This window comes from Microbacterium sp. NPDC055599, from assembly GCF_053618975.1.
On sequence record NZ_JBSHIM010000001.1, the window covers coordinates 91,117 to 113,301 of the forward strand.

The following is a 22,185-nucleotide window of genomic DNA, read 5'->3' on the forward strand; positions in this document are numbered from 1 at the left end:
CGTGACTCACGCGTCGCCGTCCGGGCGCTCGCCGCTGAGGATCAGGATCCTCCGCAGGTGCATCGCCGTCAGCACGCCGGGACCCATCGTGCTGCGCGCGTCGAACGTGCGGTCGTCCACACGCTCCAGCAGCAGGCGGATCGCCCGCGCGGCCTCACCCCGCCGGCGGTGCGCCTCGCTGGAGCCGGGATCGGATTCGGCGATCACGTCGGCCACCGCGTGACAGGCCGCCGACAGGGGCTCGGGCAGCGCGGGGTCGAGCGGGATGGCGGCGGGCCGGTCCCAGATGGTGTCGGCGGTCGCATCGGCGATGTCGCGGATCAGGTGGGCGATCCGGTCGAGCGTCGAGAGGTCCTCGTGGATGTGCGCTGTCCCCACGTGCCGGCGTCGCGCGCGTGGGTTGTACCGCACGCTCTCGTCGGCCTCGGCCAGCGCCGCCCGCAGATCGGCGGTGGTCTCGGCGAGGGACGCCGCGTCCTCCGCCCACTGCGCGGTCTCCGGCGGCCACGACTCCGACACCGCGTACCCGATGTCGTGCAGGTGCTCGCCCAGCTGCGTGCGGAAGGACTCCACCCTCGACGCAGCCGCCGCGGCGAGCGGTGCGGGCGCGATCAGCAGGTTCACCAGGAGCCCGATCACCACGCCGACGGCCATCTGCGCCAGGTACCCCACCGAGTAGTCGTCGGCGTTCTGTCCCCCGATGATCAGCACGAACAGCGCGGCCATCGGCACGTACTCGCGCCCGGCGCCGAACCACCCCGTGCCCGACAGCAGCACGCCCAGACCCACCACGAGCGGGATGGTCCACCACGTCGGACCGACGGTGAGCACGATCAGGGCAGCCAGGCCGATGCCCGCGGCGAGCCCGAACAGCGTCTGCAGGCTCGAGCGCATCGAGCCCATCAGCGTCGGGTACATGCTCACCAGAGCACCGAGCGGCGCGTAGTACGGATACTCGTCGGTGACGCCCGGCATGTGCGGCGCGACGGCCCACGCGAGCCCGACCGCGAGCGCCGTCTTCGCCACGAGCAGCAGCCGCGGCGGTCGCACGGCGTCGCGCAGGGTGCGCGAGAGGTACGACCGGCGTTCGCGCAGGCGCAGGCGCGGGTGGTCGCGGAGGCGGCGTTCCTCGGGCGTCACGGCATGCTCTCTCCTCGGACGGGCGGGTTCTGCTCCTGGACGTTACGCGCGAACGGACGGCGGAGGAGTGGGGTTGCCTCCGCTGCGGTCTGCGGGTAGTGCCCGGACGCACGGATGCCGCGGCCCGCACCGAGTGCGCGGCCGCGGCATCCCTCGTGCCGGGTGGTCCGATCAGGGGATGGTCCGCCGGAAGGCGAGGAACGAGACGCCGGTCAGGACGGCGGTGATCACCAGGCCCCACACGGCCAGGCCGAGGGCGCCGAGGTCCATGATCGTCGCGCCGACGTGGTTCCACAGGTCGAGCCGTGTCGCGAGGAACACCAGCCCCACCAGGATGAGCCCCAGGCCGATGCTCACGATCAGCAGCACCAGCTGACCCCAGCTCTTGTAGATCGTCGCGCCGGTGAAGCCGACCACGAAGAAGAACAGGGCGAGCGTGAAGAACACCACGAAGGCGCCCAGGGGTCCCGCGTCCCACAGCCACGGCAGGTAGAACAGGTAGCCGTTGACCCCCCAGCCGTCGGTGAGCATCTCGATGCCGCCGCCGATCAGGAAGAGCACGCCCATGATCGCGCTGCCGAGGATGGCCGTCAGCATCGTGCCGAAGAAGAACTCCCGGCGCGTGATGCTCATCGCCTGCGAGAACGGGAACGTGAGGGTCATCGCCGACATGCCCACCGCGAAGAAGTACCAGAGCGGCGCCTGGCCGCCCCCGCCGTACTTGGGGGTGTCGACGGGGATCATCGCGTAGATCAGGATCGAGATGATCGTGGCCGCGCCGAGGATCATGAGCGGGTACCAAATGAAGGTGCCCTTGTTGATCAGCTGCAGGCGGATGACGTTGAACGTGCGCATCAGCGGACCTCCTCCTTCACCGCACCGGCTCTGTCGGCGGCGGCGTCGTTCTTCTGGGTGAGCCGGACGACGAGCTGCTGCAGCGACACCGGCGTGAGGTCGAGGCCCGCGGCGACGACCGCGGAGCGCTCCTCGGGCGAGAGCCGGCCCATGACGGTGACCGAGGCCACCCGGCCGAGCTCGTCGCGGTGCAGGATCTCGCGGCCCTCCGCCCAGGCGTCGACCTTCGCGGCCTCGCCCACCACGGTCACCGCGCGGTCGCGCACGGCATCGGTGTCCTCGTTCAGCAGGATCCGTCCGTTGTCGATCACGATGACCTTCTCGATGAGGTTCGACACCTCGTCGATCAGGTGCGAGGACAGGATGATGGTGCGCGGGTGCTCCGAATAGTCCTCCACTAGGCGGTCGTAGAAGATCTGCCGGGCGACCGCGTCGAGCCCGAGGTACGGCTCGTCGAAGAAGGTGATCTCGGCGCGCGAGGCGAGTCCGATGATCACGCCGACCGCCGAGAGCTGTCCACGCGACAGCTTCTTGATGGTCTGCTTCATCGGCAGCTGGAACTCCGCGATCAGCTCGTCGGCGAACGCCTGGTCCCAGTTCGGGAAGAACAGGCTCGCGGCCTTGAACGCGTGCTTGGGGTAGGCGTCGTCCGGGTACTTCTGGCTCTCGCGCACGAAGCAGATGCGGCCGAGCACGTGTGCGTTCTCGTACGGGTGCTCGCCGAACACCTTCACGGTGCCGGACGATTCGAAGTTCTGGGCCGTGAGGATCGACATGAGGGTCGTCTTCCCGGCACCGTTGCGGCCGAGGAGCCCGTAGATCGAGCCCGCTTCGAGGGCGAGCGAGACGTTGTCGAGCGCCCTCTTCTCCTTGTAGCGCTTGGTGAGGTTCTGCACCTCGATGACGGCGGTCATGCGGGGTTCTTCCCTTCTGGGGTGGGGGTGTGTGCGGCGCGCTGCCGGAGCAGGTCCGCGAGGTCTTCCGCGCCGAGGCCCAGCGTGCGGGCCTCCGCGAGGAGCGGGTCGATGTAGCGGTCGGCGAAGGCCGCGCGGCGCTCGCCGAGGAGCAGGTCCCTGGCGCCTTCCGAGACGAACATGCCGATGCCTCGGCGCTTGTGGAGCACTCCCTTTTCGGTGAGCATCGCGACTCCCTTCGCCGCCGTGGCGGGGTTGATGCGGTAGAACGCGGCGAGCTCGTTCGTGGAAGGGGCCTGCGCCTCCTCGGCGAGTGAGCCGTCGAGGATCGAGTCCTCGATCTGCTCGGCGATCTGGAGGAAGAGCGGCTTGCCTTCTTCGATCACGAGTCCTCCGCTGGGTTGGTGGGTTACTTACTCGACTAAGTAACCATGTAACCCACGCGTATGTCAACCCTCCGGATCGCGACGATCAGCTCCGGTCGTGCCCGGTGAGCGATTACTTCACCGGCGAGGGACCTGAAGACACGCCCGATTTTCCAGGCAGGATGAAGACATCGAGCATGTGGGCGGATAGAGTTATCGCATGGAGGCATCGGCATGACCAGCAATCAGGATCGAGTTCCGGCTCGTTCCCGTGCCGCCGAATCCTCGACTCGCGCCACTGCTCGGTCGGTCGCTGAGCAACGAGTTCGCGAGGCCCGAGAATCGGTCCGGGTCCGAGATCAAAGTCACTTGCGTGAGGTCTTCGTGGCGTACGCGAACAGTCACTGACTACGCATCGAGAAGGCGCTGACCTAGGTCCAACAGGTAGGCAACGGCTTTTTCGGTGGTCTCGCTTGACCTCGTCATGCGGGCCGTCGCGAGTCGATTGCTCGAAGCTAGAGTGAGTACTCCGACTACGCAGTCGCGCGCTCGAATCGGAACTGCCAGGAACGATTTGGACGTGTACCTGTCGATGGACTCGCGTCCCTTCTCCAGGTCTGCGACGTCGTACGTGCCCGCACGGCCTTCGACGAATGCGCGAACTGGCGCAAGGTAGCTCTGTGTTCCGAGATGCCCGCACTTGCCTTTAGCACCGTCGAGTGTGCGTCCGTCAGATGACGCCCACCGAACCAGTTGCCGCTCGGGGGCGAGCGGAAATGCTCGGACCCAGATCTCGAGTCGGTAGCGTTCGACTTCTGTTTGCAGCGGATCTGTGTTCGGCGCAATGTCGAAGAGCGGCAGGATGCCTTGCAGTGCATCCTGAAGTCGCTCGGGCAGAAGGTCGTCTTGCCCATAGTTAGCTGACCACTCTTGCCACCAGCCGTCGAGCCGCTCCATGTAGCTCCAAGATAGGGGCTCGTCGGTTCGCCCCTTCCGGAATGCAGTTCGCAAAGTCATCTCGCCTGTTAGCTGCGCGACTTGGCCATGGAAGTCGGCCAAGATGGGAGTCACAGCAAGCTCAGCGGCACGGTCGCGAAGAAGATCCAGGCTCAGGGAATCGCCGTCAGCCGTGAGGTCGGAGGCATGGCTTCCTTTCGTAAGAACCGCCAGCCGCTCACCACTTCCACGGGTGGAACTGAGGGCTCGAACCAGAGGCAAATCCTGCAAGCTGCTGCCAACGATGAGGGATAGCGGGTGGGTCTCGAAGCCACGCACGAGTGAAGCGCCGACAGCAGTCGCTGTCGCCGCATAGCTGTTCTCGTCAAGCACAATCGGCCAACTCACTGGGCCTGCCGAGGGGACGCGCCCATGGAGGTAGACAAGCGTTATGTACGCGCCAGAAGCGTCTCGCTCAAGACGGAGCGGCTCAATCTCGTAGATGGGGTCCTCGCGTCCGAGGCCCGTCACGCGGAGGCCGGGCACTCCCACCTCGGTCAGAGTCTCGATGGACTCACGAGTCTCACGATAGCGCTGCTCGATGTAGTCGTCGTAGTTAGTGGTGAAGATCGTGGTTTGGCGGTCGCGAAGCGAGCGAAAGACTGCGAGCTGCACAATGTTCCGCGAGAGCCGTCCGCCTTGCCAGCTAGCAGCGGTTCCATACAGCGATCGCTTTATCCGTTTGCGAAGAGTGTCTTGCAGTGATTGCTTTGACCCAGCGGCGACCATTCGGAGTGTGTGAATAAGGCTCGAGGCAAGTTGTTCGGGCGCGATTGAATCAAGAGCTTCAATATCCGCCCGCCTTGGCCCATTTGCGTAGTTCTTGGAGTGTCGGTCCGGGAAGCAAGACTGGATAAGCGCGCTCCAGCTATGGCCCGTTCTGTCAATCGTTACGCCAGCGCCGCAGTACAAGAGAAGAGGTGCGTCCTCTTCTGAGACGCGATCGATGACTGCGCCCGTTAGCGGGTTCTCGAAGAAGGGCACTCTACTGCGCACCGGACCATGGTTTCGTATGCCAGCGCCTTTCGGTTCGAAGTGCGCACGGTGTGTTGACCGGTGCAACGGCCAGGCTGGAGTCGAGTCCGGGAGGTGTAACCCACGCGCGTGTCAACCCTCGGGATCGCGACGATCAGCTCCGGTCGTGCCGCGACTCGTGCCACTCCTCCACGATCTGCCGCATGCGCGCGGACAGGAAACGGAAGAACGCGGCCAGCTCGACCGCCCGCGCCTGCGCGTCGGGATCGTCGCCGTGTGCGCCCGCGATGTCGTCGATGTACTCCGCGAGCCGCGCGTACACGGGAAGGTTGCCCACGATCGAGCGGTAGAAGGGATCGTGCACGAACGCGTACCGGTCACGGCGCTCACCCGGCCGCGGGCGCCGCTGGATGAAATGCAGCTGCTGCAGGTAGCGCACCGCCCCCGACACCGCCGCGGGGGAGACGCCGAGCCGCTCGGCCAGCTCGGCCGCGGTGTACCCGCCCTCGGGCGCCGCGACCAGGGCCATCATCACGCGCGCCGGCATCCGCGGCATCCCCGCCGCCGTGAGCATCGCCGCCGCCTGCTCCGCCGGTTCCACGCCCCGGTGCTCGCGCTGCTGCTCGGCATCGCCCGCCGTCGCGTCCGACCCGTCGTCGGCGTTCGCGGCCTCCCCGCCCGGTGCCCGCGTCATCGCACTACCCGCCCGTCGCGAGCTCGCGCCGACGCATGAGGGCCAGGGCGCCCGCCGTGGCCCCGGCGACCACGAGCACGAGCCACCACAGCCCGCGCACGTCGACGCCGTCGCCGTCGACCACCGGGGTCACCGCGAACGGGGAGAGGTTCGCGGTCCAGTCCGGCAGCCCGAACAGCGGGCCGAACATGCCGAGCAGCGCCGCGAGCAGGACCAGGATCCACGCCACGGGGATGGTTGCGCGCGGCAGCACCACGAACACGAGGGCCGTGAGCGCCACGAACACCACCGCCGCGACCGCCTGTCCCGCGCCCGCCACGGCCACGATGCGATACAGCTCGCTGTCGCCGTCGCGCGACCACACGCCGAGCCAGCCACCCAGCACGGCGGCGGCGACCACGATGAGCACCGCGCCCACGCCGACGATCACATGGTCGGCCAGCCACCGCACCCGTCCGGTGGGGGTCGAGAGCACGAGCTCGACCGTGCTCCGCGCCTCCTCCTGCCGCGCGCGCACCACGGTCTGCACCGCGCAGCAGGCCGCGAGGATGCCCAGCAGCGTGAAGAACACGGTCACCACGACCTCGTCGAGCCCGCCGGTCGCGCCGCCGATCTTCTCCAGGATGTCGGTCACGGCGGGATTCTCGCCCGCGATCTGGTCGACCACGCCGCCCAGGGTCGTGGCGAGCAGCCCGGTGAGCAGTCCGCCGACCGCCCACCCCACGACCGCGCCCGAGGTGAGTCGCCACACCAGCGCGTGCGGCGACGAGAGGGCGGGCCGCGCCGCGGAACGGCCGGGGCGTTCGGCCACGAAGCCCGCGTCCACATCGCGCAGGCCCTGCAGTGCCAGGGCCCCGGCGGCCAGGACGAGGCCGAGCGCCAGTCCCAGGACCGCGGGCCAGGCCGCATCGACGTCGTACGGGCGCGTCTGCTCCGCCCAGCCGAACGGCGACAGCCACGCAGGCCAGGCGCTCGCGATCGCGGTCAGCTCGTCGTTCGGGGTCCCGGCGGCGTTGCCGATGCCCCGGAGCAGGAAGGCGGCCACGAGCACCCACACAGCCGCGGAGTTCGCGCCGCGCGACGTGCGCAGCAGCTGCGCCGCGAGCAGGGCGATCCCGAGGAAGGCGACGCCGCAGGAGGCGGCCGCGGCGCCGGAGAGCAGCGAACCGGCGACGGGCAGCCCGGTCGCGAGCAGGGCGACCGCGGTCAGTGCACCCAGCACGACGTTGGCGAGGAGGCCGTGCACGATCGTCGCGACGGTGGGAAGGTGTCGTCCGGCGGGTGTCGCCCACACGAGCTCGGCGCGCCCCGACTCCTCGTCGCCCCGGGTGTGCCGCACCGCGAGGAACGTGCTCATGAGGGCCGCCAGCATCGCCAGCCACGGCAGGATCTCGAAGGCCAGGAACGCGCCCTCCGAGGTGCCGGACGGCAGGCCGCGGAACATCAGGATCACCGGGTTCGCGAGCGCCGCGGCCAGGATGTTCTTCCGGTCGGCCAGGGTCGAGTACGACTGCGTGACGCCCGCATACCCCGCGAACGCCATGAGCGCCGTCCCGAGGATCCACAGCGGCACCTGCACCCGGTCGCGGCGGATGCGCTGGCGCAGCAGCACCCCGAAGCGGTCCATCACGCACGACCCTTCGCGTGGCGGGAGCGCCGGGTGGACGGCTCCCCGTCGGACCCGCCGTCCTCCGCCGCCTCGAGCGTCGCGAGGTCGTCGCCGTAGTGCCGCAGGAACAGCTCCTCGAGCGAGGGCGGAGCCACGCGGAGGTCGGAGATCCCGAGCGTGGCGAGGGCGGGCAGCACCGCGGCGGTGCGGTCGCTGTCGACGGTGAGGCGGAAGCGGTCGTCGTGCACCGTGGCGTCGTGCACCTCGGGGATCGCGGCGACGCGGTCGAGCGGGACACCCGGGGCCGTGAACGACACGTCGCTGCGGGTGAGGTGCCGCAGGTCGGCGAGCGTGCCGGTCTCGACGATGCGCCCGGCGCGGATGATCGACACGCGGTCGCACAGCTGCTCGACCTCGCTCATGATGTGGCTCGACAGCAGCACGGTCGCGCCGTTCTCGTGGGCCCGCGCGACCTCGCGCTGGAAGATCACCGCCATGAGGGGGTCGAGCCCGCTGGTCGGCTCGTCGAGGATGAGCAGGTCGGCCGGCACGGCGAAGGCCGCGATCAGCGCCACCTTCTGGCGGTTGCCCTTCGAGTACGCGCGGCCCTTCTTCCGCGGGTCGAACTGGAAGGCCTCCAGCAACCGGGCCTTCTCGCGCCGGTAGGCGGCGTCGTGCGTGCGGGCTCCGCGCAGCCGGGCGAGCAGGTCGATGGCCTCGCCCCCGGAGAGGTTGGGCCACAGGCTCACGTCGCCCGGCACGGAGGCGATGCGCCGGTGCAGCTCGACGGCCCGACGCCACGGGTCCTCGCCGAACACGGTCACCGCGCCCCCGGTGCGGCGGGCGAGGCCCAGGAGGATGCGGATCGTGGTGGACTTGCCGGCGCCGTTCGGCCCGAGGAATCCGTGCACCTGACCGGACTCGACGCTCAGGTCGAGACCGTCGAGGGCGTGCACGTGCCCGTAGTGCTTGGTGAGGCTCTGGGTGGCGATCACGGTGCTCATGCGCGGGAGCGTACGCCCGCTTCACGAACTTGTGAATCCGGTGAAGCGGACGCATGCGGAATCCTTACGGCGCCCGCGTACAGTGGGCTGGTGCCGGAGTTCCCCTACGCCCGCCTGCGCCGCTGGCCCGACGTCGAGGCCGAGAACCTCCAGGCGCACGACGCCACCGACCTGCTGCTCGCGTCGCGGGCGCTCGACAGCGGGATCACCGGTGCCGAGATCGCCGTGATCGGGGACGACTACGGCGCGATCACCCTGCCGCTCGTGGCGTCCGGGCTCCGGGGGATCCGGGTGCACCAGGACCTCGCGACCGGGCGCCGCGCCCTCGCCCGCAACGCGGAGGAGCTGGGACTCGACGGCTTCACGACGCACGAGCTCGACGAGACGCTGCTGCGCGGGGCACGGCTCGTGCTGCTGCAGCTGCCCAAGGTCCTCGCGGAACTGGAGCAGATCGCGGATGCGGTCGCCCGCTGGGCCGCGCCCGACGCGGTGCTCGTGGCCGGGGGTCGCGTCAAGCACATGACCCTGGCGCAGAACGAGGTGCTGCGGCGGAGCTTCGGGGAGGTGCAGCCGCAGCGGGCCGAGCGCAAGTCGCGGCTGCTCGTGGCGTCGCAGCCGCTGGCCGTCCCCGCGCAGCCGCCCTTCCCCGTGCGGGCCGCGCACGACGGCCTCGCCCTGGTCGCGCACGGCGGCGCGTTCGCCGGACCCCGCCTCGACATCGGCACGCGCGTGCTGCTCGAGGCGCTCGCGCTCGACGGTTCACAACGCCGGAGAACCGCTCGCCCCGGGGCTGCATCCCCGCCGGAACTGCCGGAGAACGAGGGTTTCTCCGGAGTCGTGAACGCCGAGGATCCGCGCCGTGTGCTCGACCTCGGCTGCGGCACGGGCGCGCTCGCGGTGTCCTGGGCCCTCGCGCACCCCGGGGACGCGGTGACCGCGACCGATCGCTCGGCCGCGGCCGTGGCCTCGACCCGGGCGACCGCGGCCGCGAACGGCGTCGCCGACCGCGTCACCGTGACCCACGACGACGCCGGATCCGACCTGCCCGACGGGGCGTTCGACGTGGTGCTGCTGAACCCGCCGTTCCACCTCGGCAGCAGCGTGCACACGGGGGCCGCGACCCGGCTGTTCGAGGCCGCCGCGCGACTGCTCCGGCCGGGCGGCGAGCTGTTCACGGTGTACAACTCCGGCCTCGCGTACCGCCCCGAGCTGACGCGACTGATCGGGCGGACGGAGCAGCTCCGACGCACCCCGAAGTTCACCGTGACGCGCAGTGTGCGACGCCCGTGAACCCCCGTCGCCGAGATTGCTAGACGCTCGTACTATCCCCCGGTCAGCACCGGAAACCCGGGCCCGTTCCCGGCCCAGGATTTGTCCCTGACCGGCCATTTCGTTACGTTGGTCTGTGGGCCTGACGGCCCGAAGACCAGTCCGCGACCACGTCCTTCTTTCGATGAGCTGTGCTGCGAAGAGGCGTGGGCGTACGGTCGGTCCTCTCTGCGGCGGATCCGAAATCCACCGCCCGCGCCGCCACAGCGATGATGTCGAACGGCCTCGTGAGGATCACCCGGACGTGACCGAAGCAGGCTCAGCCACCCGAGGCCGAGCCGCAGGGGAAACGTGTCCGACATCGCACTCGAAGCGCGCCATCTGTACAAGGTGTTCGGGAGGAATCCGAACGCCGCCGTCCGCCGACTGAAGGCGGGTGAGAGCCGCGCGGCCGTCGCCGACGCGGGCACCGCCGCCGTCATCGACGCCAGCTTCACCGTGAACCGCGGTGAGATCTTCGTCATCATGGGCCTGTCCGGATCGGGCAAGTCCACCATCATCCGCATGCTCAACGGCCTGCACGACATCACCGACGGCACCGTCACGGTCGGCGGCGACACCATCACGGGCATCCCCGCGGGTCGTCTGCGTGAGATCCGCCGCGACCGCATCTCGATGGTCTTCCAGCACTTCGCCCTGCTGCCGCACCGCACGGTGGCCGCGAACGTGGCCTACCCGCTCGAGCTCAAGGGCGTCGCGGCGGCCGAGCGGCAGGCGAAGGCCGAGGAGATCCTCGCGCTCGTGGGCCTCGAGGGCCAGGGCGACAAGCTGCCGTCCGAGCTCTCCGGCGGCATGCAGCAGCGCGTCGGCATCGCCCGCGCGCTCGCCGCCGACAGCGACATCCTGCTGATGGACGAGGCGTTCAGCGCGCTCGACCCGCTGATCCGCCGCGAGATGCAGGAGCAGCTGCTGGAGCTCCAGCAGAAGCTGCACAAGACCATCGTCTTCATCACGCACGACCTCAACGAGGCCATGTTCCTCGGCGACCGGATCGCCGTGATGCGCGACGGGCGCATCGTGCAGATCGGCACGCCGGAGGACATCCTGATGGACCCCGCGAACGACTACGTCGAGCAGTTCGTGCAGGATGTGGACCGTGCCCGCGTGCTCACCGCCGCGAACGTCATGGAGCGCCCGCGCCCCGTGGTCGCCGAGACCGCCGGCCCGCGCACGGCCCTGCGCCAGATGCGCGACGCCTACATGTCGGCCACCTACGTGGTCGGCAAGGACCGCCAGCTGCTCGGTGTGGTCACCGACCGCGATGCGGTGAAGCTCGTGCGGCAGGGGGTGACGCGACTCGACTCCGTGATCAAGCCCGTGCTGCAGAGCGTGCGCGAGGACGACGTGCTCATGAACCTGTTCGTGCCCGCGGTGGAGTCGCCGCTGCCCCTGGCCGTGACCGACGCCGACGGGCGACTGGCGGGCGTGATCCCCCGCGTGACCCTGCTCGCCGCCCTCGGCCCCGGCCCCGGCTCGACCGAGGAGATTCTGCTGCCGATGACGCCCATGCCGCAGGCGGAGATCGACGCGGTGCTCGACGACGGGTGGACGGCCGAGCCGCTGCCCACGACACCGGAGACGGAGGAGGTGCGCTGATGGACGGATTCCGCATCCCCCTGGGCGACTGGGTCGCCGCCGGAGTCGACTGGATCACCGCGAACCTCGACGGTCTGCTCGACGTGGTGTCGTTCGTGGTGAGCTTCCTCGTGGACGGCCTCACCCGGCTGCTGCTCACCCCGCACTTCGCCGTGATCATCGTGATCGCCGCCCTGCTCGCCTGGGTCGTGCGGTCGTGGAAGCTCGCGATCGGCACGGCCGTGTCGTTCCTGCTGATCGTGGCGATGGACCTGTGGGTGCCCGCGATGCAGACCCTCGCCCTGGTGCTCGTCGCGGCGATCGTGGCGGTGCTGATCGCGGTGCCGCTGGGCATCTGGTCGGCGCGCAACGCCACGGTTCGGGCGGCCCTGAAGCCGGTGCTCGACTTCATGCAGACCATGCCCGCGTTCGTGTACCTGATCCCCGCGATCGTGTTCTTCGGCATCGGCGTGGTGCCGGGACTCGTGGCGACCGTGATCTTCGCGCTGCCTCCCGGCGTGCGCCTGACCGAGCTGGGCATCCGCGGCGTCGACTCCGAGACCGTGGAGGCCGGGCATGCGTTCGGCGCCACCCCCGGCCAGATCCTCCGCGGCATCCAGCTGCCCCTGGCGATGCCGACCATCATGGCCGGCGTCAACCAGGTGATCATGCTCGCGCTGTCGATGGCCGTGATCGCCGGTATGGCGGGAGCGGACGGCCTCGGGAAGATGGTGGTCGAGGCGATCTCGACGATCAACATCCCGAAGGGCGTCGAGGCCGGTCTGGGCGTCGTGCTGATCGCGGTCTTCCTCGACCGGGTCACCGCCGCGCTGGGGGCCCCGGGCGAGAACCGCTCGTCGCTGTGGGGCCTGTGGAAGCGCCGCCGGTCGGGCGCGGGACCGGGCGCTGCGCCCGCCGCCGCCGCGACCTCCACCGCCGCGACCCCCGCGTCGTCCGACGCCGTCGAGCCCGAGCTCACTCGCGCCTGACCCCACCCCACCGCGACGTCCCGCCCCGCCCCCGCCCACGCGCGGGTGCGGGGTGGGAAGGGGCCCGATCGGGGCGGGTTCCGGCCCGTTCTCCATCCCGCACGCCGCCCACCCGCTGTCCCGCGGCTCGTCCGCACTCCTGAAATCACATACGGAACGCAAGAGAGAGAAGCACATGAAGAAGAAGATCCTGACCCTCACCGCCCTGGGCGCCGCAGCAGCGCTCACCCTCGCCGGATGCAGCGGCGACGGAGCCGGTGGCACCAGCGCGGGCGGCGGCGACGCCGACGACAAGGGCACCATCACGCTCGGCTTCCTGCCCTCCTGGACCGACGGCCTCAGCACCGCGTACCTCCTGCAGGACCAGCTGGAGAAGATCGGTTACACGGTCGAGATGAAGACGCTCACCGAGGCGGGTCCCCTCTACACGGGTCTCGCGCAGGGCGACGTCGACATGTATCCGTCGGCCTGGCCCGAGCTCACGCACGCCGAGTACATGAAGAAGTACGGCGACGACATCGAAGACCTCGGCGCGTACTACGACAACGCCAAGCTCACCCTCGCGGTGCCGGAGTACTCCGATCTCACCTCCATCGAAGACCTGGCGGGCAAGGGGGCGGACTTCGACGGCGAGATCTACGGCATCGAGCCGGGCGCCGGCCTCACCGCGCAGACGCAGAAGATGATGCCCGAGTACGGGCTCGACGGCGAGTACGAGCTGGTGACCTCGTCGACCGCGGCGATGCTGACCGAGCTGAAGACCGCGACCGACAAGCAGGAGGACATCGTCGTCACGCTGTGGCGTCCGTTCTGGGCCAACGACGCCTTCCCCGTGAAGGACCTCGAAGACCCGAAGGGCGCGATGGGCGAGGCCGAGGGCCTGCACTTCCTCGGCACCAAGGGCTTCGCCGAGGAGTTCCCGGAGGCGGCCGAGCTGATCGAGAAGATCAAGCTCGACGACGAGCAGTACGGTGCGCTCGAAGACCTCGTGGTCAACGAGTACGGCGAGGGCAAGGAAGCCGACGCGGTCGACGCGTGGCTGGAGAAGTACGGCGACCAGTTCGACTGGACCGTCAGCTGAGCTGACCCGTCTCTGCACGAAGGGAGGGCTCCCGTCCGGGGGCCCTCCCTTCGACGTCTCCCCCGGGCGGGGCTTGCCTTCGCGATTGCGGTGGCGGGTCGGCGTGCGCTTCACTGAACCCGAACCCCACCCGGCACGCGACACCCGAGGACGAGATGGCCACCGAGAGCACCACACCCCTCCGCGTCCGGCCGCGGATCTGGATCGGCCTCGTCATCTACCTGGCGTACGTCGCTGTCGTCTTCACCGTGCAGCAGGCGACCGGCATTCCCTACACGTCCCTCGGCGACAGCGGACGCGACCTCTTCCTGGGCGCCGGCCTGTCCCTCATCGTCGGAGCGGTGCTCCTGGCGATCACGACGAGCCTGCTCGGGTGGTGGCGTCCCGCCCTGTTCGAGCGGACGCGCGCTGCGCATCGCTGGCCGATCATCGCCCCGGTGCTGATGGCGGTGGCCCTGGGCGTGAACCTCGCCTCCACCGACTGGGCCTCCTACGACGGCGCCTTCTTCGCCGCGTCGATCGTCCTGCTGCTGGTCGGCTTCACCGAGGAGCTGACCACGCGCGGACTGCTGCTCGTCGGGCTGCGCAGCCGCCTGTCCGAGGTGTGGGTGTGGCTGCTGACCTCCGCGCTATTCGGACTCATGCACCTCATCAACGCGCTCAGCGGGCAGCCCCTCGCCCCCACGCTGCAGCAGGTGTTCCTCGCCTTCGGCGCCGGCACCATCTTCTACGTCCTGCGCCGCGTGACCGGCAGCCTGATCTGGGCCATGGTGCTGCACGGGTTCTGGGACTTCTCGACCTTCGCGGTCGGGCACGGCGCCGCAGGGCCGCTGGCCGGGCTGGGCCCTGTGCTGGAGATCGTCGCGGTGGTGGTGGCGCTGGTGGGCGTCGCGTTCGTGATCCGCGGCGCCGACGAGCGCACCGCGACACCGTAGAGCACTCGTCCGCCGCGGGTGGCACCCCCCTTACGCTCCGCGGGGGAAGGTGCGACCATGACCGTTCGCGGACCCGGCCGGGCCCCGGCAACGGGAGAGGGAACCATGTGCACAGGACTGAGCTTCACCACCGCCGACCACTACTTCGGGCGCAATCTCGATCTGGAGTTCTCGTACCACGAGACCGTCACCGTGACACCACGGAACTTCCCCTTCGAGTTCCGACGGATCCCGCCCCTGTCGACCCACCACGCGATCATCGGCATCGCGACCGTCTCCGACGGCTACCCGCTGTACTACGACGGCACGAACGAGAAGGGCCTGAGCATGGCCGGACTCAACTTCCCCGACAACGCCTTCTACCCCGCGGAGGGAGCGGGCGGCACGGAGATCACCCCGTTCGAGTTCATCCCCTGGGTGCTCGGGCAGTTCGAGACCGTCGCCCAGGTGAAGGACGCGCTGCGATCCGTGAGCCTCGTCGACATCTCCTTCAGCGCGGAGTTCCCGCTGTCGCCGCTGCACTGGATCATCGCCGACCGGACCGCCTCGATCGTGGTGGAGAGCGTGCGTGACGGACTGAAGGTGTACGACAACCCGTGGGGCGTGCTCACGAACAACCCCACGTTCGACATCCAGAGCTTCCGCCTGAACGACTACCGGCACCTCACGCGCCGCCAGCCCGACAACACGTTCGCGCCGGATCAGTCGCTCGACCTGTACAGCCGCGGCATGGGCGGGGTCGGGCTGCCCGGCGACCTGTCGTCGTCGTCGCGCTTCATCAAGGCGGTGTTCACCCGCATGAACTCGGTCTGCGGCACCACCGAGTCGGAGTCGCTGAGCCAGTTCTTCCAGATCCTCGGCTCCGTCGCCCAGCAGCGCGGGTGCGTGCAGGTGGGCGACGAGGAGAAGTATGAGATCACGATCTACTCGTCCTGCTGCAACACCGACCGGGGCGTCTACTACTACACGACGTACGAGAACAGTCAGATCACCGGGGTCGACATGCACCGTGAAGACCTCGACGGCACCGCGCTCGCCGTGCACCCTCTCGTCGAGGGGCAGCAGATCGCGATGCAGAACTGACGCGCCTCGGGCCCGTCGTCTCGATGCGCTCGCTCAGCGGCCGGCGCCTGAGCAGGGAGCGCAGCCCTCGAACGACGGACGCAACCCCCTGACCGGCGTGCGGCGGCCGGCGTAGCCTGTGGCCGTGGACGGGTTCGCGGCGGTCGACTTCGGGTTCGCCCGCGAGGTCCTGCAGCGGGGCATCGCGGCGCTGTACGTGGTCGCGTTCGTCTCCACGCTCAACCAGTTCCGCGCCCTGCTCGGCGAGCACGGACTGCTGCCCGCCCCGGCCCTGCTCGACTGGGTTGCGCAGAAGAGCGAGCGACGGAAGCTGCTGCACCCCACGCTGTTCACGCGCTGGCGCTACACTGACCGGCGGCTCGTGGCGCTGTCGTGGACCGGGATCGCGGTGGGCGTGCTGCTGGTCGCGGGGGTGCCGCAGCTCGGGCCGCCGTGGCTGCCGATGGTCTGCTTCCTCGCGTTGTGGTTCGGGTACATGTCGGTCGTGAGCATCGGGCAGACGTTCTACTCCTTCGGGTGGGAGATGCTGCTGCTCGAGGCCGGGTTCCTGGCGGCGTTCCTGGGGTCGAACGACCAGCCGCCGCCGGTCGTGGTGATCGTGCTGTTCTGGTGGCTGCTGTTCCGCCTGGAGTTCGGTGCCGGGATGATCAAGATCCGCGGCGGGCGCGAGTGGCGCGACCTCACCGCCATGACGTTCCACCACGAGACGCAGCCGATGCCGGGCCCGCTCAGCCGCCGGGCGCACCTGCTGCCGCGGTGGTTCCACAGGCTGGAGGTCATCGGCAACCACGTCGCGCAGCTGGTCGTGCCGTTCTTCCTGTTCGCTCCCGTCTTGTCGCTGTGGGTGCCGGGGCCGGTGCCGCAGATCGTCGGCGCGGTCGCCGGCGGTGTCGTGATCGCGACCCAGCTGTGGCTCGTGCTCACCGGCAACTTCGCGTGGCTGAACGCGGCGACGATCGTGCTCGGCTTCTCGGCGATCGGGCTGCCGGGGGTGGGCGCGGCCGAGCGGTCACCCGAGACGGCGCTGCCCTGGACCGTGTCGGGGATGCCGCTGTGGTGGGTCGTGGTGACCTCGGCCGTCGGCCTGCTGTTCGTGGTGCTGAGCGTGCCGGCCGTGCGGAACCTGTTCGCGCGGCGGCAGCTGATGAACGCGAGTTTCCACCGGTGGCAGCTCGCCAACGCCTACGGCGCCTTCGGCACGGTGACGCGGGAACGCATCGAGATCGTGGTGGAGGGGTCGGACGACGAGGAGGGGGTGCACTGGCGCGAGTACGGGTTCCGCGGCAAACCAGGAGACGTGCGGCGCGTGCCGCGGCAGTTCGCCCCATACCACCTGCGGCTGGACTGGCTGATGTGGTTCCTGCCGCTCGGGCACTCGCTGGACGACTGGTTCACGGTGTTCCTGCTGCGACTGCTCGAGGCCGACGGCCCGACCCTGCGGATGCTGCGCGTCGACCCGTTCCACGGTGAACGGCCGCGATGGGTGCGAGCGGTGTCGTACCGGTACCGTTTCGCGACCCGCGCGGAGCATCGCGCCGACGGTGCCGTGTGGGTGCGCAGCGGTCGCCGTGTGATCCTCGGTCCGCTCGGCCTGCGCTGAGGACGGCGCGTTCCGGGGGCGTGAAGGAGACCTCCCGCCCTGAACGAGCGTCGGCGCGCTCGGCTCCTTCCGGGCGCGAGATCCTGCAGACCGCGCGGCCGGAGTCGGGCGATTCAGATGTCCTCGCCGACGGGCTGGTCGCGAAGCCGCCAGATGCCAGGCGGGGGCGCCGATTGACAGCCGGATCCATAGCTCCTATAAGAGCTACATGTCCGATCCGCGAGCGTTCGTCCAACACATGATGACGGACTTCTCGTGACCGAGCCCCGCAGTCAGGCGCGGTTCCCGCGCGTCCCACGGCGACGGTACGTCGCTGCGGGACTCTGGGCGGCGGCTCAGATCGTGGTTGCCGGCGGCGGCGTGCTTCTCGTCTTTCTCACTGCGATGCGAGGGGACGGGTGCGCGTTCTCATGCAGAGACGATGTCGCCAACGTCGTGATCGACGGCACGAAGGCGGCTCTCCTCGTGATCACGCTCATCGAGGTGGCCATGCTCGTCATCGCACTCATCAAGAGGGCCTCGCCGCATGTGATCGGTGGTGTGGCGATCGGTCTGAGTCTTGCCGTGATCACTGTCGCGTCCGTGCTCATGGTCTCCGCGTACCCGGTTTCCCCATGATGTGAAGGAGATCTCTGCCTGCCATACCGTGCGGCCGAGCGCAGCGAAACGCCCCGGCCGGGGTGCGAGACCCCGGACGGAGCGTTCCGGTCCGCTTGGCGACGATCAGCTGACCTTCTTCCGGTAGGAGATGATCGCGAACACGTAGGCGACCACCAGGATGCCGACGCACCAGGCGAGGGCGATCCAGATGTCATCGCCGACGGGCTGCTCGGCGAACAGCGCCTGGATGGTGTTGACGATCGAGGTGACCGGCTGGTTGTCGGCGAACCACTGCACGGGTGCGGGCATGGTGTCGGTCGGCACGAAGGCGGAGCTGATGAACGGCAGGAAGATCAGCGGATACGAGAACGCGCTCGCCCCGTCGACCGTCTTGGCGTTCAGCCCGGCGATGATCGCCAGCCACGTCAGCGCGAGGGTGAACAGCATCAGGATGCCGATCACTCCGAGCCAGGCCCACACGCTCGCCCCGGTGCGGAAGCCCATCAGGAAGCCGACGCCGAAGATGATCGCGAGGGTGATCGCGTTCGCCGTGAGCGACGTCAGCACGTGGGCCCACAGCACGCTCGATCGGGCGATCGGCATGGAGTGGAACCGCTCGAAGATGCCGCTCTGCATGTCGGTGAACAGCCGGAACGCGGTGTAGGCGATGCCCGACGCGATCGCGATGAGCAGGATGCCCGGCAGCAGGTAGTTCACGTAGTTGTCGGTGCCGGTGCTCTGCTGGAGCGCGCCGCCGAAGACGTACACGAACAGGAGCATCAGCGCGATCGGGGTGACCGCGGTGGTGATGATCGTGTCGGGACTGCGGAAGATGTGCCGCATGGAGCGGCCGGTGAGGGTCGCCGTGTCGGCGGCGAAGTGCGTGCTCATGCTGCGTCCTTTCGTGAGGGTCCGATCAGGGTGAGGAAGATCTCCTCGAGGGTGGGCTGCTTCTCGACGTACTCGACCTGCGCGGGCGGGAGCAGCTGCTTCAGCCCGGCGAGGGTGTCGTTCGCGATGATGCGGCCCTCGTGCAGGATCGCGATCCGGTCGGCCAGCTGCTCCGCCTCGTCGAGGTACTGCGTGGTGAGCAGCACCGTGGTGCCGCTGTGCGCGAGCTGCTTCACGACGTCCCACACCTCGATGCGCGCCTCGGGGTCGAGGCCCGTGGTCGGCTCGTCGAGGTAGATCACCTCGGGGTCGCCGACCAGGCTCATCGCGATGTCGAGCCGCCGCCGCATGCCGCCCGAGTAGGTGCCGACCTTGCGGCCACCGGCGTCCGTCAGGCGGAAGGTCGCCAGCAGGCGGTCGGCGACCCCGCCCGGGTCGGACAGGTGCCGCAGCTTCGCGACCAGCACGAGGTTCTCGCGCCCGGTGAGGATCTCGTCGACCGCGGCGAACTGCCCGGTGAGGCTGATCTTCTCGCGGACGCCGAGGGGGTTCGCGGCGACGTCGACGCCCTGCACGGTCGCCGTGCCGGCGTCGGCCTTCAGCAGCGTGGAGAGGATCCGCACCATCGTGGTCTTGCCGGCACCGTTCGACCCGAGGAGGGCGAAGATCGATCCCCGCTCCACCTCGAAGTCGACGCCGCGCAGCACGCGCAGGTCTTTGTAGGACTTCTCGATGCCTCGCACCGAGAGGGCGGTGTTCGTCATGACTGCTCCTTCTTCTTCGCGTCCTCGACGGCCTTGGTCAGCCGGGCGCGCTCCTTGTCGACCCACTGGGTGCCCCCGTAGGCCTCGGCGTAGGTCTCGGCGAACTCGACCGGGTCGGCGCCGATGATGTCGTCGATCGGGGTGCCGTCGATCGCGGCGCGCTCCCACAGGTCGGCGAGGTCGAGGAAGATCTGCACGAGCGTGTCGCCGTCGGTGATCCCCCCGTAGTACATCGTGTAGCGGTGCTGGGCGTTGGCGACCGTGCGGTACGGCTCGGGCAGAGCCTCGATCCGCGCCTTCGCCTGCTTGTACTGTTTCTTCTGCTCGAGCGATCCGGTGAGCGCTTCGATCCACTTGGCGGCCATGTCAGTTCTCCTCGCTGGGGGTGTTCGTGTGAGTGGTGTTCAGTCGTTCGATGTGCGTCGTGAGGAAGTTCCAGGTGGTCCAGAACTCCTCCAGCTCCTGCCGGCCCGCGGCGTTCAGGGTGTACACCTTGCGGGGCGGGCCCTTCTCGCTCGGCACCTTCTCGACGTCGACGAGCTTCTTCTGCTCGATGCGCACCAGCAGGGCGTAGACGGTGCCCTCGGCGGTGTCGGTGAAGCCGTGGTCGCGCAGGCGCGTGGTGATCTCGTAGCCGTAGGCCGGCTGCTCGGCGAGGAGGGCCAGCACGATGCCCTCCAGGGTGCCCTTGAGCATCTCGGTCATCTGCTTGCCCATGTGGTCCCCCTCTCCTTCTCGGTTCAGTACTCAGTGTTGCTGGGTACCGGTACAAAGTAACACTGAGTACCGGTACCTAGCAACACCGAATACCGAACTTCTTCGGAGAGGTGCGACGGCGTCAGCTGCGCAGGTAGGCGAGCACGGCGAGGACGCGGCGATGCCCGCTGTCGCTCGACGAGAGGCCGAGCTTGGCGAAGATGTTGCCGATGTGCTTGCTCACGGCGGTCTCCGTGACGAACAGCCGCTCGGCGATCGTGGTGTTGTCGAGCCCCTCGGCCATGAGGCCCAGCACCTCGCGCTCGCGCGGGGTGAGGGTCTGTACGGGGTCGTCGGCGCGACGGCGGCTGAGCAGCTGCGAGATCACCTCGGGGTCCATCACGGTGCCCCCGGCGGCCACGCGGCGCAGGGCGTCGACGAACGCCGCGACCTTGCCCACCCGCTCCTTCAGCAGGTAGCCCAGACCGTCGGCTCCCGCGGCGAGCAGTTCCCCCGCGTAGCGATCCTCCACGTAGGCGGACAGCACCAGCACCGGGAAGCCGGGACGGCGGGCCCGCGCCTCGGCGGCCGCCTTGAGGCCCTCGCTCGTGAAGGTCGGCGGCATCCGCACGTCGAGCACCGCCGCATCGGCATCGTCGAGCAGCGCGAGGAAGCCCTCGGCGTCGGGCACGGCACCGATCACGTCGAAACCCTCGCTGCGCAGCAGCAGCGCCAGCCCCTCCCGCAGCAGGGTGTCGTCCTCCGCGATCACGATCCGCACGGCAGCTCCGTCCTCAGCACGGTCGGCCCGCCGGCCGGGCTCGTCACGTCGAGCGTGCCCTCGAAGGCCTCGATCCGGCGACGGATTCCGGCGAGACCCCCGCCCGGCCGCTCGACCGCCCCGCCGACGCCGTCGTCCTCCACCGCGATCAGCAGCAGCTCGCCCTCCCGCTCGACCCGCACCGTGGCGCGCGTCGCCGCGGCGTACTTGTTCACGTTGGTCAGCGCCTCCGCCACGACGAAGTAGCTCGCCGACTCCACCGCCGCCGGTACCCGGCCCACCCCGGCGGTCTCCAGCGCGCACGGCACCACGCTGCGCCCGGCGAGCGACGCGAGCGCGCCCTCCAGGCCCAGCTCGTCGAGGATCGGCGGGTAGATGTCGTGCACCGTGCGCCGCAGACCGGCGAGGGCGTCGGCCGCGGCATCCTGCGCCCGCCGCAGCGGTTCTCCGACGTCGCCGCCCGTCTCCTGCGCACGCTCCGCGATCCCCAGCATCATCACCACGTTCACCAGCCGGTTCTGCGCCCCGTCGTGCAGGTCGCGCTCGATGCGGCGCAGCTCGGCCGCGTGCGCGTCGAGCGCCGCCGCCCGGCTCAGCGTCAGCGCGTCCACCCGGGCCGCCAGCCGTGACCGCGCGGGCGTCGCCAGCAGCTTCGCCGACACGAACGCCACCAGGCGGGCGACCGCCGGCACCAGGAACGCCGCGGCGATCGCGTAGCCGAGGGCCACCAGCGGCATCGTCCACGCGAGCTCCCACGACGTGACCGGATACGGCGAACCCACCGGGTCGTCGGCCGGCGCGAACTGCCAGTACCACGTGACGGCGAGGGTGTTCACGGCCGAGACGGGAAGCGCGAGCGTGAGCAGCGACAGCCACATCACGGGGAACGCGTGCACCGTGAGCCACAGGGCGTCGCGGGCCGTGGCGCGCGAGAAGGCGAAGCGCAGCCGCTCATCGATCGTCGAGCCGCGGGGCAGCGTGCGCGCGAGCGGCGGAAGCTCCTCACCCCGCCGCCGCCCGATGCGCCGCCGGTTCACGTCGCTCCACCGGTGCAGCACCTGCACGGCCTGCGGCATCAGCAGCACACCGCCCGTGATGAGCATGAGCGGCAACAGCACCAGGATCACGCAGAACAGCCCGAGGGAGACGACCGACGCCCCGAGCTCGACCCCCAGATACCCGGCGTCGCGCAGCCACCGGCGCCCCCATCCGTCCTTCACCCTGCCAGTCTGCCGGAGCAGAGTGCGCGGCACGGTATAGCCAGCTCCACCATCGATCGGGGACCGGGCGGGATGGGGCCGCCCGCTCG

The 22,185-nt window shown here is 69.5% G+C and carries 22 protein-coding genes; 8 read left to right on the plus strand and 14 right to left on the minus strand.

The window, feature by feature from the left end; genetic code table 11:
• Positions 1–6: 6 nt before the first annotated feature.
• The 8 genes from ACWGQ1_RS00475 to ACWGQ1_RS00510 form a co-directional block, all read right to left on the minus strand.
• Entirely contained in the window at positions 7–1,140 is a 1,134-nt protein-coding gene (locus tag ACWGQ1_RS00475) for an FUSC family protein (RefSeq protein WP_240745343.1), read from the minus strand.
• Positions 1,141–1,311: 171 nt separating this feature from the next.
• Positions 1,312–1,995 (minus strand): hypothetical protein, encoded by a 684-nt coding sequence (locus ACWGQ1_RS00480; protein WP_136036254.1) that lies wholly within the window; start codon positions 1,993–1,995, stop codon positions 1,312–1,314.
• Positions 1,995–2,909, minus strand: a complete 915-nt coding sequence (locus ACWGQ1_RS00485; protein ID WP_136036255.1) for an ABC transporter ATP-binding protein — start codon at positions 2,907–2,909, stop codon at positions 1,995–1,997. Before ACWGQ1_RS00485 ends, ACWGQ1_RS00480 begins: the two co-directional genes overlap by 1 nt.
• Complete coding sequence (locus ACWGQ1_RS00490; protein ID WP_136032229.1) at positions 2,906–3,295, minus strand: GntR family transcriptional regulator; 390 nt, start codon at positions 3,293–3,295, stop codon at positions 2,906–2,908. The genes ACWGQ1_RS00485 and ACWGQ1_RS00490 overlap by 4 nt, the downstream gene beginning before the upstream one ends.
• A 387-nt stretch (positions 3,296–3,682) precedes the next feature.
• Positions 3,683–4,885 carry an SIR2 family protein gene (locus ACWGQ1_RS00495; RefSeq protein ID WP_452312132.1) on the minus strand — a complete coding sequence of 401 codons (1,203 nt, stop codon included), beginning with the start codon at positions 4,883–4,885 and terminating at the stop codon, positions 3,683–3,685.
• A 514-nt stretch (positions 4,886–5,399) separates the two neighbouring features.
• On the minus strand, positions 5,400–5,939 hold the full coding sequence (locus ACWGQ1_RS00500) for a GbsR/MarR family transcriptional regulator (protein WP_378803147.1): 540 nt from the start codon (positions 5,937–5,939) through the stop codon (positions 5,400–5,402).
• A 4-nt stretch (positions 5,940–5,943) separates the two neighbouring features.
• Positions 5,944–7,566, minus strand: a complete 1,623-nt coding sequence (locus ACWGQ1_RS00505) for an ABC transporter permease (RefSeq protein WP_452312224.1) — start codon at positions 7,564–7,566, stop codon at positions 5,944–5,946.
• The gene (locus ACWGQ1_RS00510) at positions 7,566–8,552 is read right to left on the minus strand and encodes an ABC transporter ATP-binding protein (RefSeq protein ID WP_136032225.1); all 987 of its coding nucleotides are present in this window, start codon (positions 8,550–8,552) and stop codon (positions 7,566–7,568) included. The genes ACWGQ1_RS00505 and ACWGQ1_RS00510 overlap by 1 nt, the downstream gene beginning before the upstream one ends.
• 90 nt (positions 8,553–8,642) lie before the next feature.
• Here ACWGQ1_RS00510 and ACWGQ1_RS00515 point away from each other — a divergent pair, with 90 nt between their 5' ends.
• The 8 genes from ACWGQ1_RS00515 to ACWGQ1_RS00550 all read left to right on the plus strand — a co-directional run bounded on the left by ACWGQ1_RS00515 (position 8,643) and on the right by ACWGQ1_RS00550 (position 17,762).
• Entirely contained in the window at positions 8,643–9,842 is a 1,200-nt protein-coding gene (locus tag ACWGQ1_RS00515; RefSeq protein WP_378803148.1) for a class I SAM-dependent methyltransferase, read from the plus strand.
• Between the two features lie 330 nt (positions 9,843–10,172).
• A complete protein-coding gene (locus tag ACWGQ1_RS00520) occupies positions 10,173–11,477 on the plus strand; it encodes a quaternary amine ABC transporter ATP-binding protein (protein WP_136032223.1) in 1,305 nt (434 codons plus the stop codon).
• Positions 11,477–12,445: an ABC transporter permease gene (locus ACWGQ1_RS00525; protein ID WP_206252067.1), complete on the plus strand. Its 969-nt coding sequence runs from the start codon at positions 11,477–11,479 to the stop codon at positions 12,443–12,445. Before ACWGQ1_RS00520 ends, ACWGQ1_RS00525 begins: the two co-directional genes overlap by 1 nt.
• Before the next feature lie 175 nt (positions 12,446–12,620).
• Entirely contained in the window at positions 12,621–13,526 is a 906-nt protein-coding gene (locus tag ACWGQ1_RS00530) for a glycine betaine ABC transporter substrate-binding protein (protein WP_452312133.1), read from the plus strand.
• 155 nt (positions 13,527–13,681) lie between these two features.
• Positions 13,682–14,461 (plus strand): CPBP family intramembrane glutamic endopeptidase, encoded by a 780-nt coding sequence (locus ACWGQ1_RS00535; protein WP_136045055.1) that lies wholly within the window; start codon positions 13,682–13,684, stop codon positions 14,459–14,461.
• A gap of 105 nt (positions 14,462–14,566) precedes the next feature.
• Positions 14,567–15,544 carry a choloylglycine hydrolase gene (gene bsh / locus ACWGQ1_RS00540; RefSeq protein ID WP_452312134.1) on the plus strand — a complete coding sequence of 326 codons (978 nt, stop codon included), beginning with the start codon at positions 14,567–14,569 and terminating at the stop codon, positions 15,542–15,544.
• A gap of 124 nt (positions 15,545–15,668) precedes the next feature.
• Positions 15,669–17,144, plus strand: coding sequence for a lipase maturation factor family protein (locus tag ACWGQ1_RS00545; RefSeq protein ID WP_452312135.1), 1,476 nt, complete (start codon positions 15,669–15,671; stop codon positions 17,142–17,144).
• 255 nt (positions 17,145–17,399) lie between these two features.
• Positions 17,400–17,762 (plus strand): hypothetical protein, encoded by a 363-nt coding sequence (locus ACWGQ1_RS00550; protein WP_136035321.1) that lies wholly within the window; start codon positions 17,400–17,402, stop codon positions 17,760–17,762.
• Between the two features lie 105 nt (positions 17,763–17,867).
• Here ACWGQ1_RS00550 and ACWGQ1_RS00555 read toward each other — a convergent pair whose 3' ends face one another.
• The 6 genes from ACWGQ1_RS00555 to ACWGQ1_RS00580 form a co-directional block, all read right to left on the minus strand.
• A complete protein-coding gene (locus ACWGQ1_RS00555; RefSeq protein ID WP_136032210.1) occupies positions 17,868–18,635 on the minus strand; it encodes an ABC transporter permease in 768 nt (255 codons plus the stop codon).
• Positions 18,632–19,399, minus strand: a complete 768-nt coding sequence (locus tag ACWGQ1_RS00560) for an ATP-binding cassette domain-containing protein (protein WP_452312136.1) — start codon at positions 19,397–19,399, stop codon at positions 18,632–18,634. The genes ACWGQ1_RS00555 and ACWGQ1_RS00560 overlap by 4 nt, the downstream gene beginning before the upstream one ends.
• The gene (locus ACWGQ1_RS00565) at positions 19,396–19,764 is read right to left on the minus strand and encodes a DUF1048 domain-containing protein (RefSeq protein ID WP_136032206.1); all 369 of its coding nucleotides are present in this window, start codon (positions 19,762–19,764) and stop codon (positions 19,396–19,398) included. The genes ACWGQ1_RS00560 and ACWGQ1_RS00565 overlap by 4 nt, the downstream gene beginning before the upstream one ends.
• Position 19,765: 1 nt before the next feature.
• Positions 19,766–20,116, minus strand: a complete 351-nt coding sequence (locus ACWGQ1_RS00570) for a PadR family transcriptional regulator (protein ID WP_136032205.1) — start codon at positions 20,114–20,116, stop codon at positions 19,766–19,768.
• Between the two features lie 121 nt (positions 20,117–20,237).
• Entirely contained in the window at positions 20,238–20,876 is a 639-nt protein-coding gene (locus ACWGQ1_RS00575; protein ID WP_136032203.1) for a LuxR C-terminal-related transcriptional regulator, read from the minus strand.
• Positions 20,864–22,096, minus strand: a complete 1,233-nt coding sequence (locus ACWGQ1_RS00580; RefSeq protein ID WP_247982555.1) for a sensor histidine kinase — start codon at positions 22,094–22,096, stop codon at positions 20,864–20,866. The genes ACWGQ1_RS00575 and ACWGQ1_RS00580 overlap by 13 nt, the downstream gene beginning before the upstream one ends.
• Positions 22,097–22,185 lie beyond the last annotated feature (89 nt).

Bases quoted from the DNA above. Each gene is read 5' to 3' on its own strand.
- ACWGQ1_RS00480 (WP_136036254.1), bottom strand. From the start codon at position 1,995: ATGCGCACGTTCAACGTCATCCGCCTGCAGCTGATCAACAAGGGCACC.
- ACWGQ1_RS00485 (WP_136036255.1), bottom strand. From the start codon at position 2,909: ATGACCGCCGTCATCGAGGTGCAGAACCTCACCAAGCGCTACAAGGAG.
- ACWGQ1_RS00500 (WP_378803147.1), bottom strand. From the start codon at position 5,939: ATGACGCGGGCACCGGGCGGGGAGGCCGCGAACGCCGACGACGGGTCG.
- ACWGQ1_RS00505 (WP_452312224.1), bottom strand. From the start codon at position 7,566: ATGGACCGCTTCGGGGTGCTGCTGCGCCAGCGCATCCGCCGCGACCGG.
- ACWGQ1_RS00510 (WP_136032225.1), bottom strand. From the start codon at position 8,552: ATGAGCACCGTGATCGCCACCCAGAGCCTCACCAAGCACTACGGGCAC.
- ACWGQ1_RS00525 (WP_206252067.1), top strand. From the start codon at position 11,477: ATGGACGGATTCCGCATCCCCCTGGGCGACTGGGTCGCCGCCGGAGTC.
- ACWGQ1_RS00530 (WP_452312133.1), top strand. From the start codon at position 12,621: ATGAAGAAGAAGATCCTGACCCTCACCGCCCTGGGCGCCGCAGCAGCG.
- ACWGQ1_RS00535 (WP_136045055.1), top strand. From the start codon at position 13,682: ATGGCCACCGAGAGCACCACACCCCTCCGCGTCCGGCCGCGGATCTGG.
- bsh (WP_452312134.1), top strand. From the start codon at position 14,567: ATGTGCACAGGACTGAGCTTCACCACCGCCGACCACTACTTCGGGCGC.
- ACWGQ1_RS00555 (WP_136032210.1), bottom strand. From the start codon at position 18,635: ATGAGCACGCACTTCGCCGCCGACACGGCGACCCTCACCGGCCGCTCC.
- ACWGQ1_RS00560 (WP_452312136.1), bottom strand. From the start codon at position 19,399: ATGACGAACACCGCCCTCTCGGTGCGAGGCATCGAGAAGTCCTACAAA.
- ACWGQ1_RS00565 (WP_136032206.1), bottom strand. From the start codon at position 19,764: ATGGCCGCCAAGTGGATCGAAGCGCTCACCGGATCGCTCGAGCAGAAG.
- ACWGQ1_RS00570 (WP_136032205.1), bottom strand. From the start codon at position 20,116: ATGGGCAAGCAGATGACCGAGATGCTCAAGGGCACCCTGGAGGGCATC.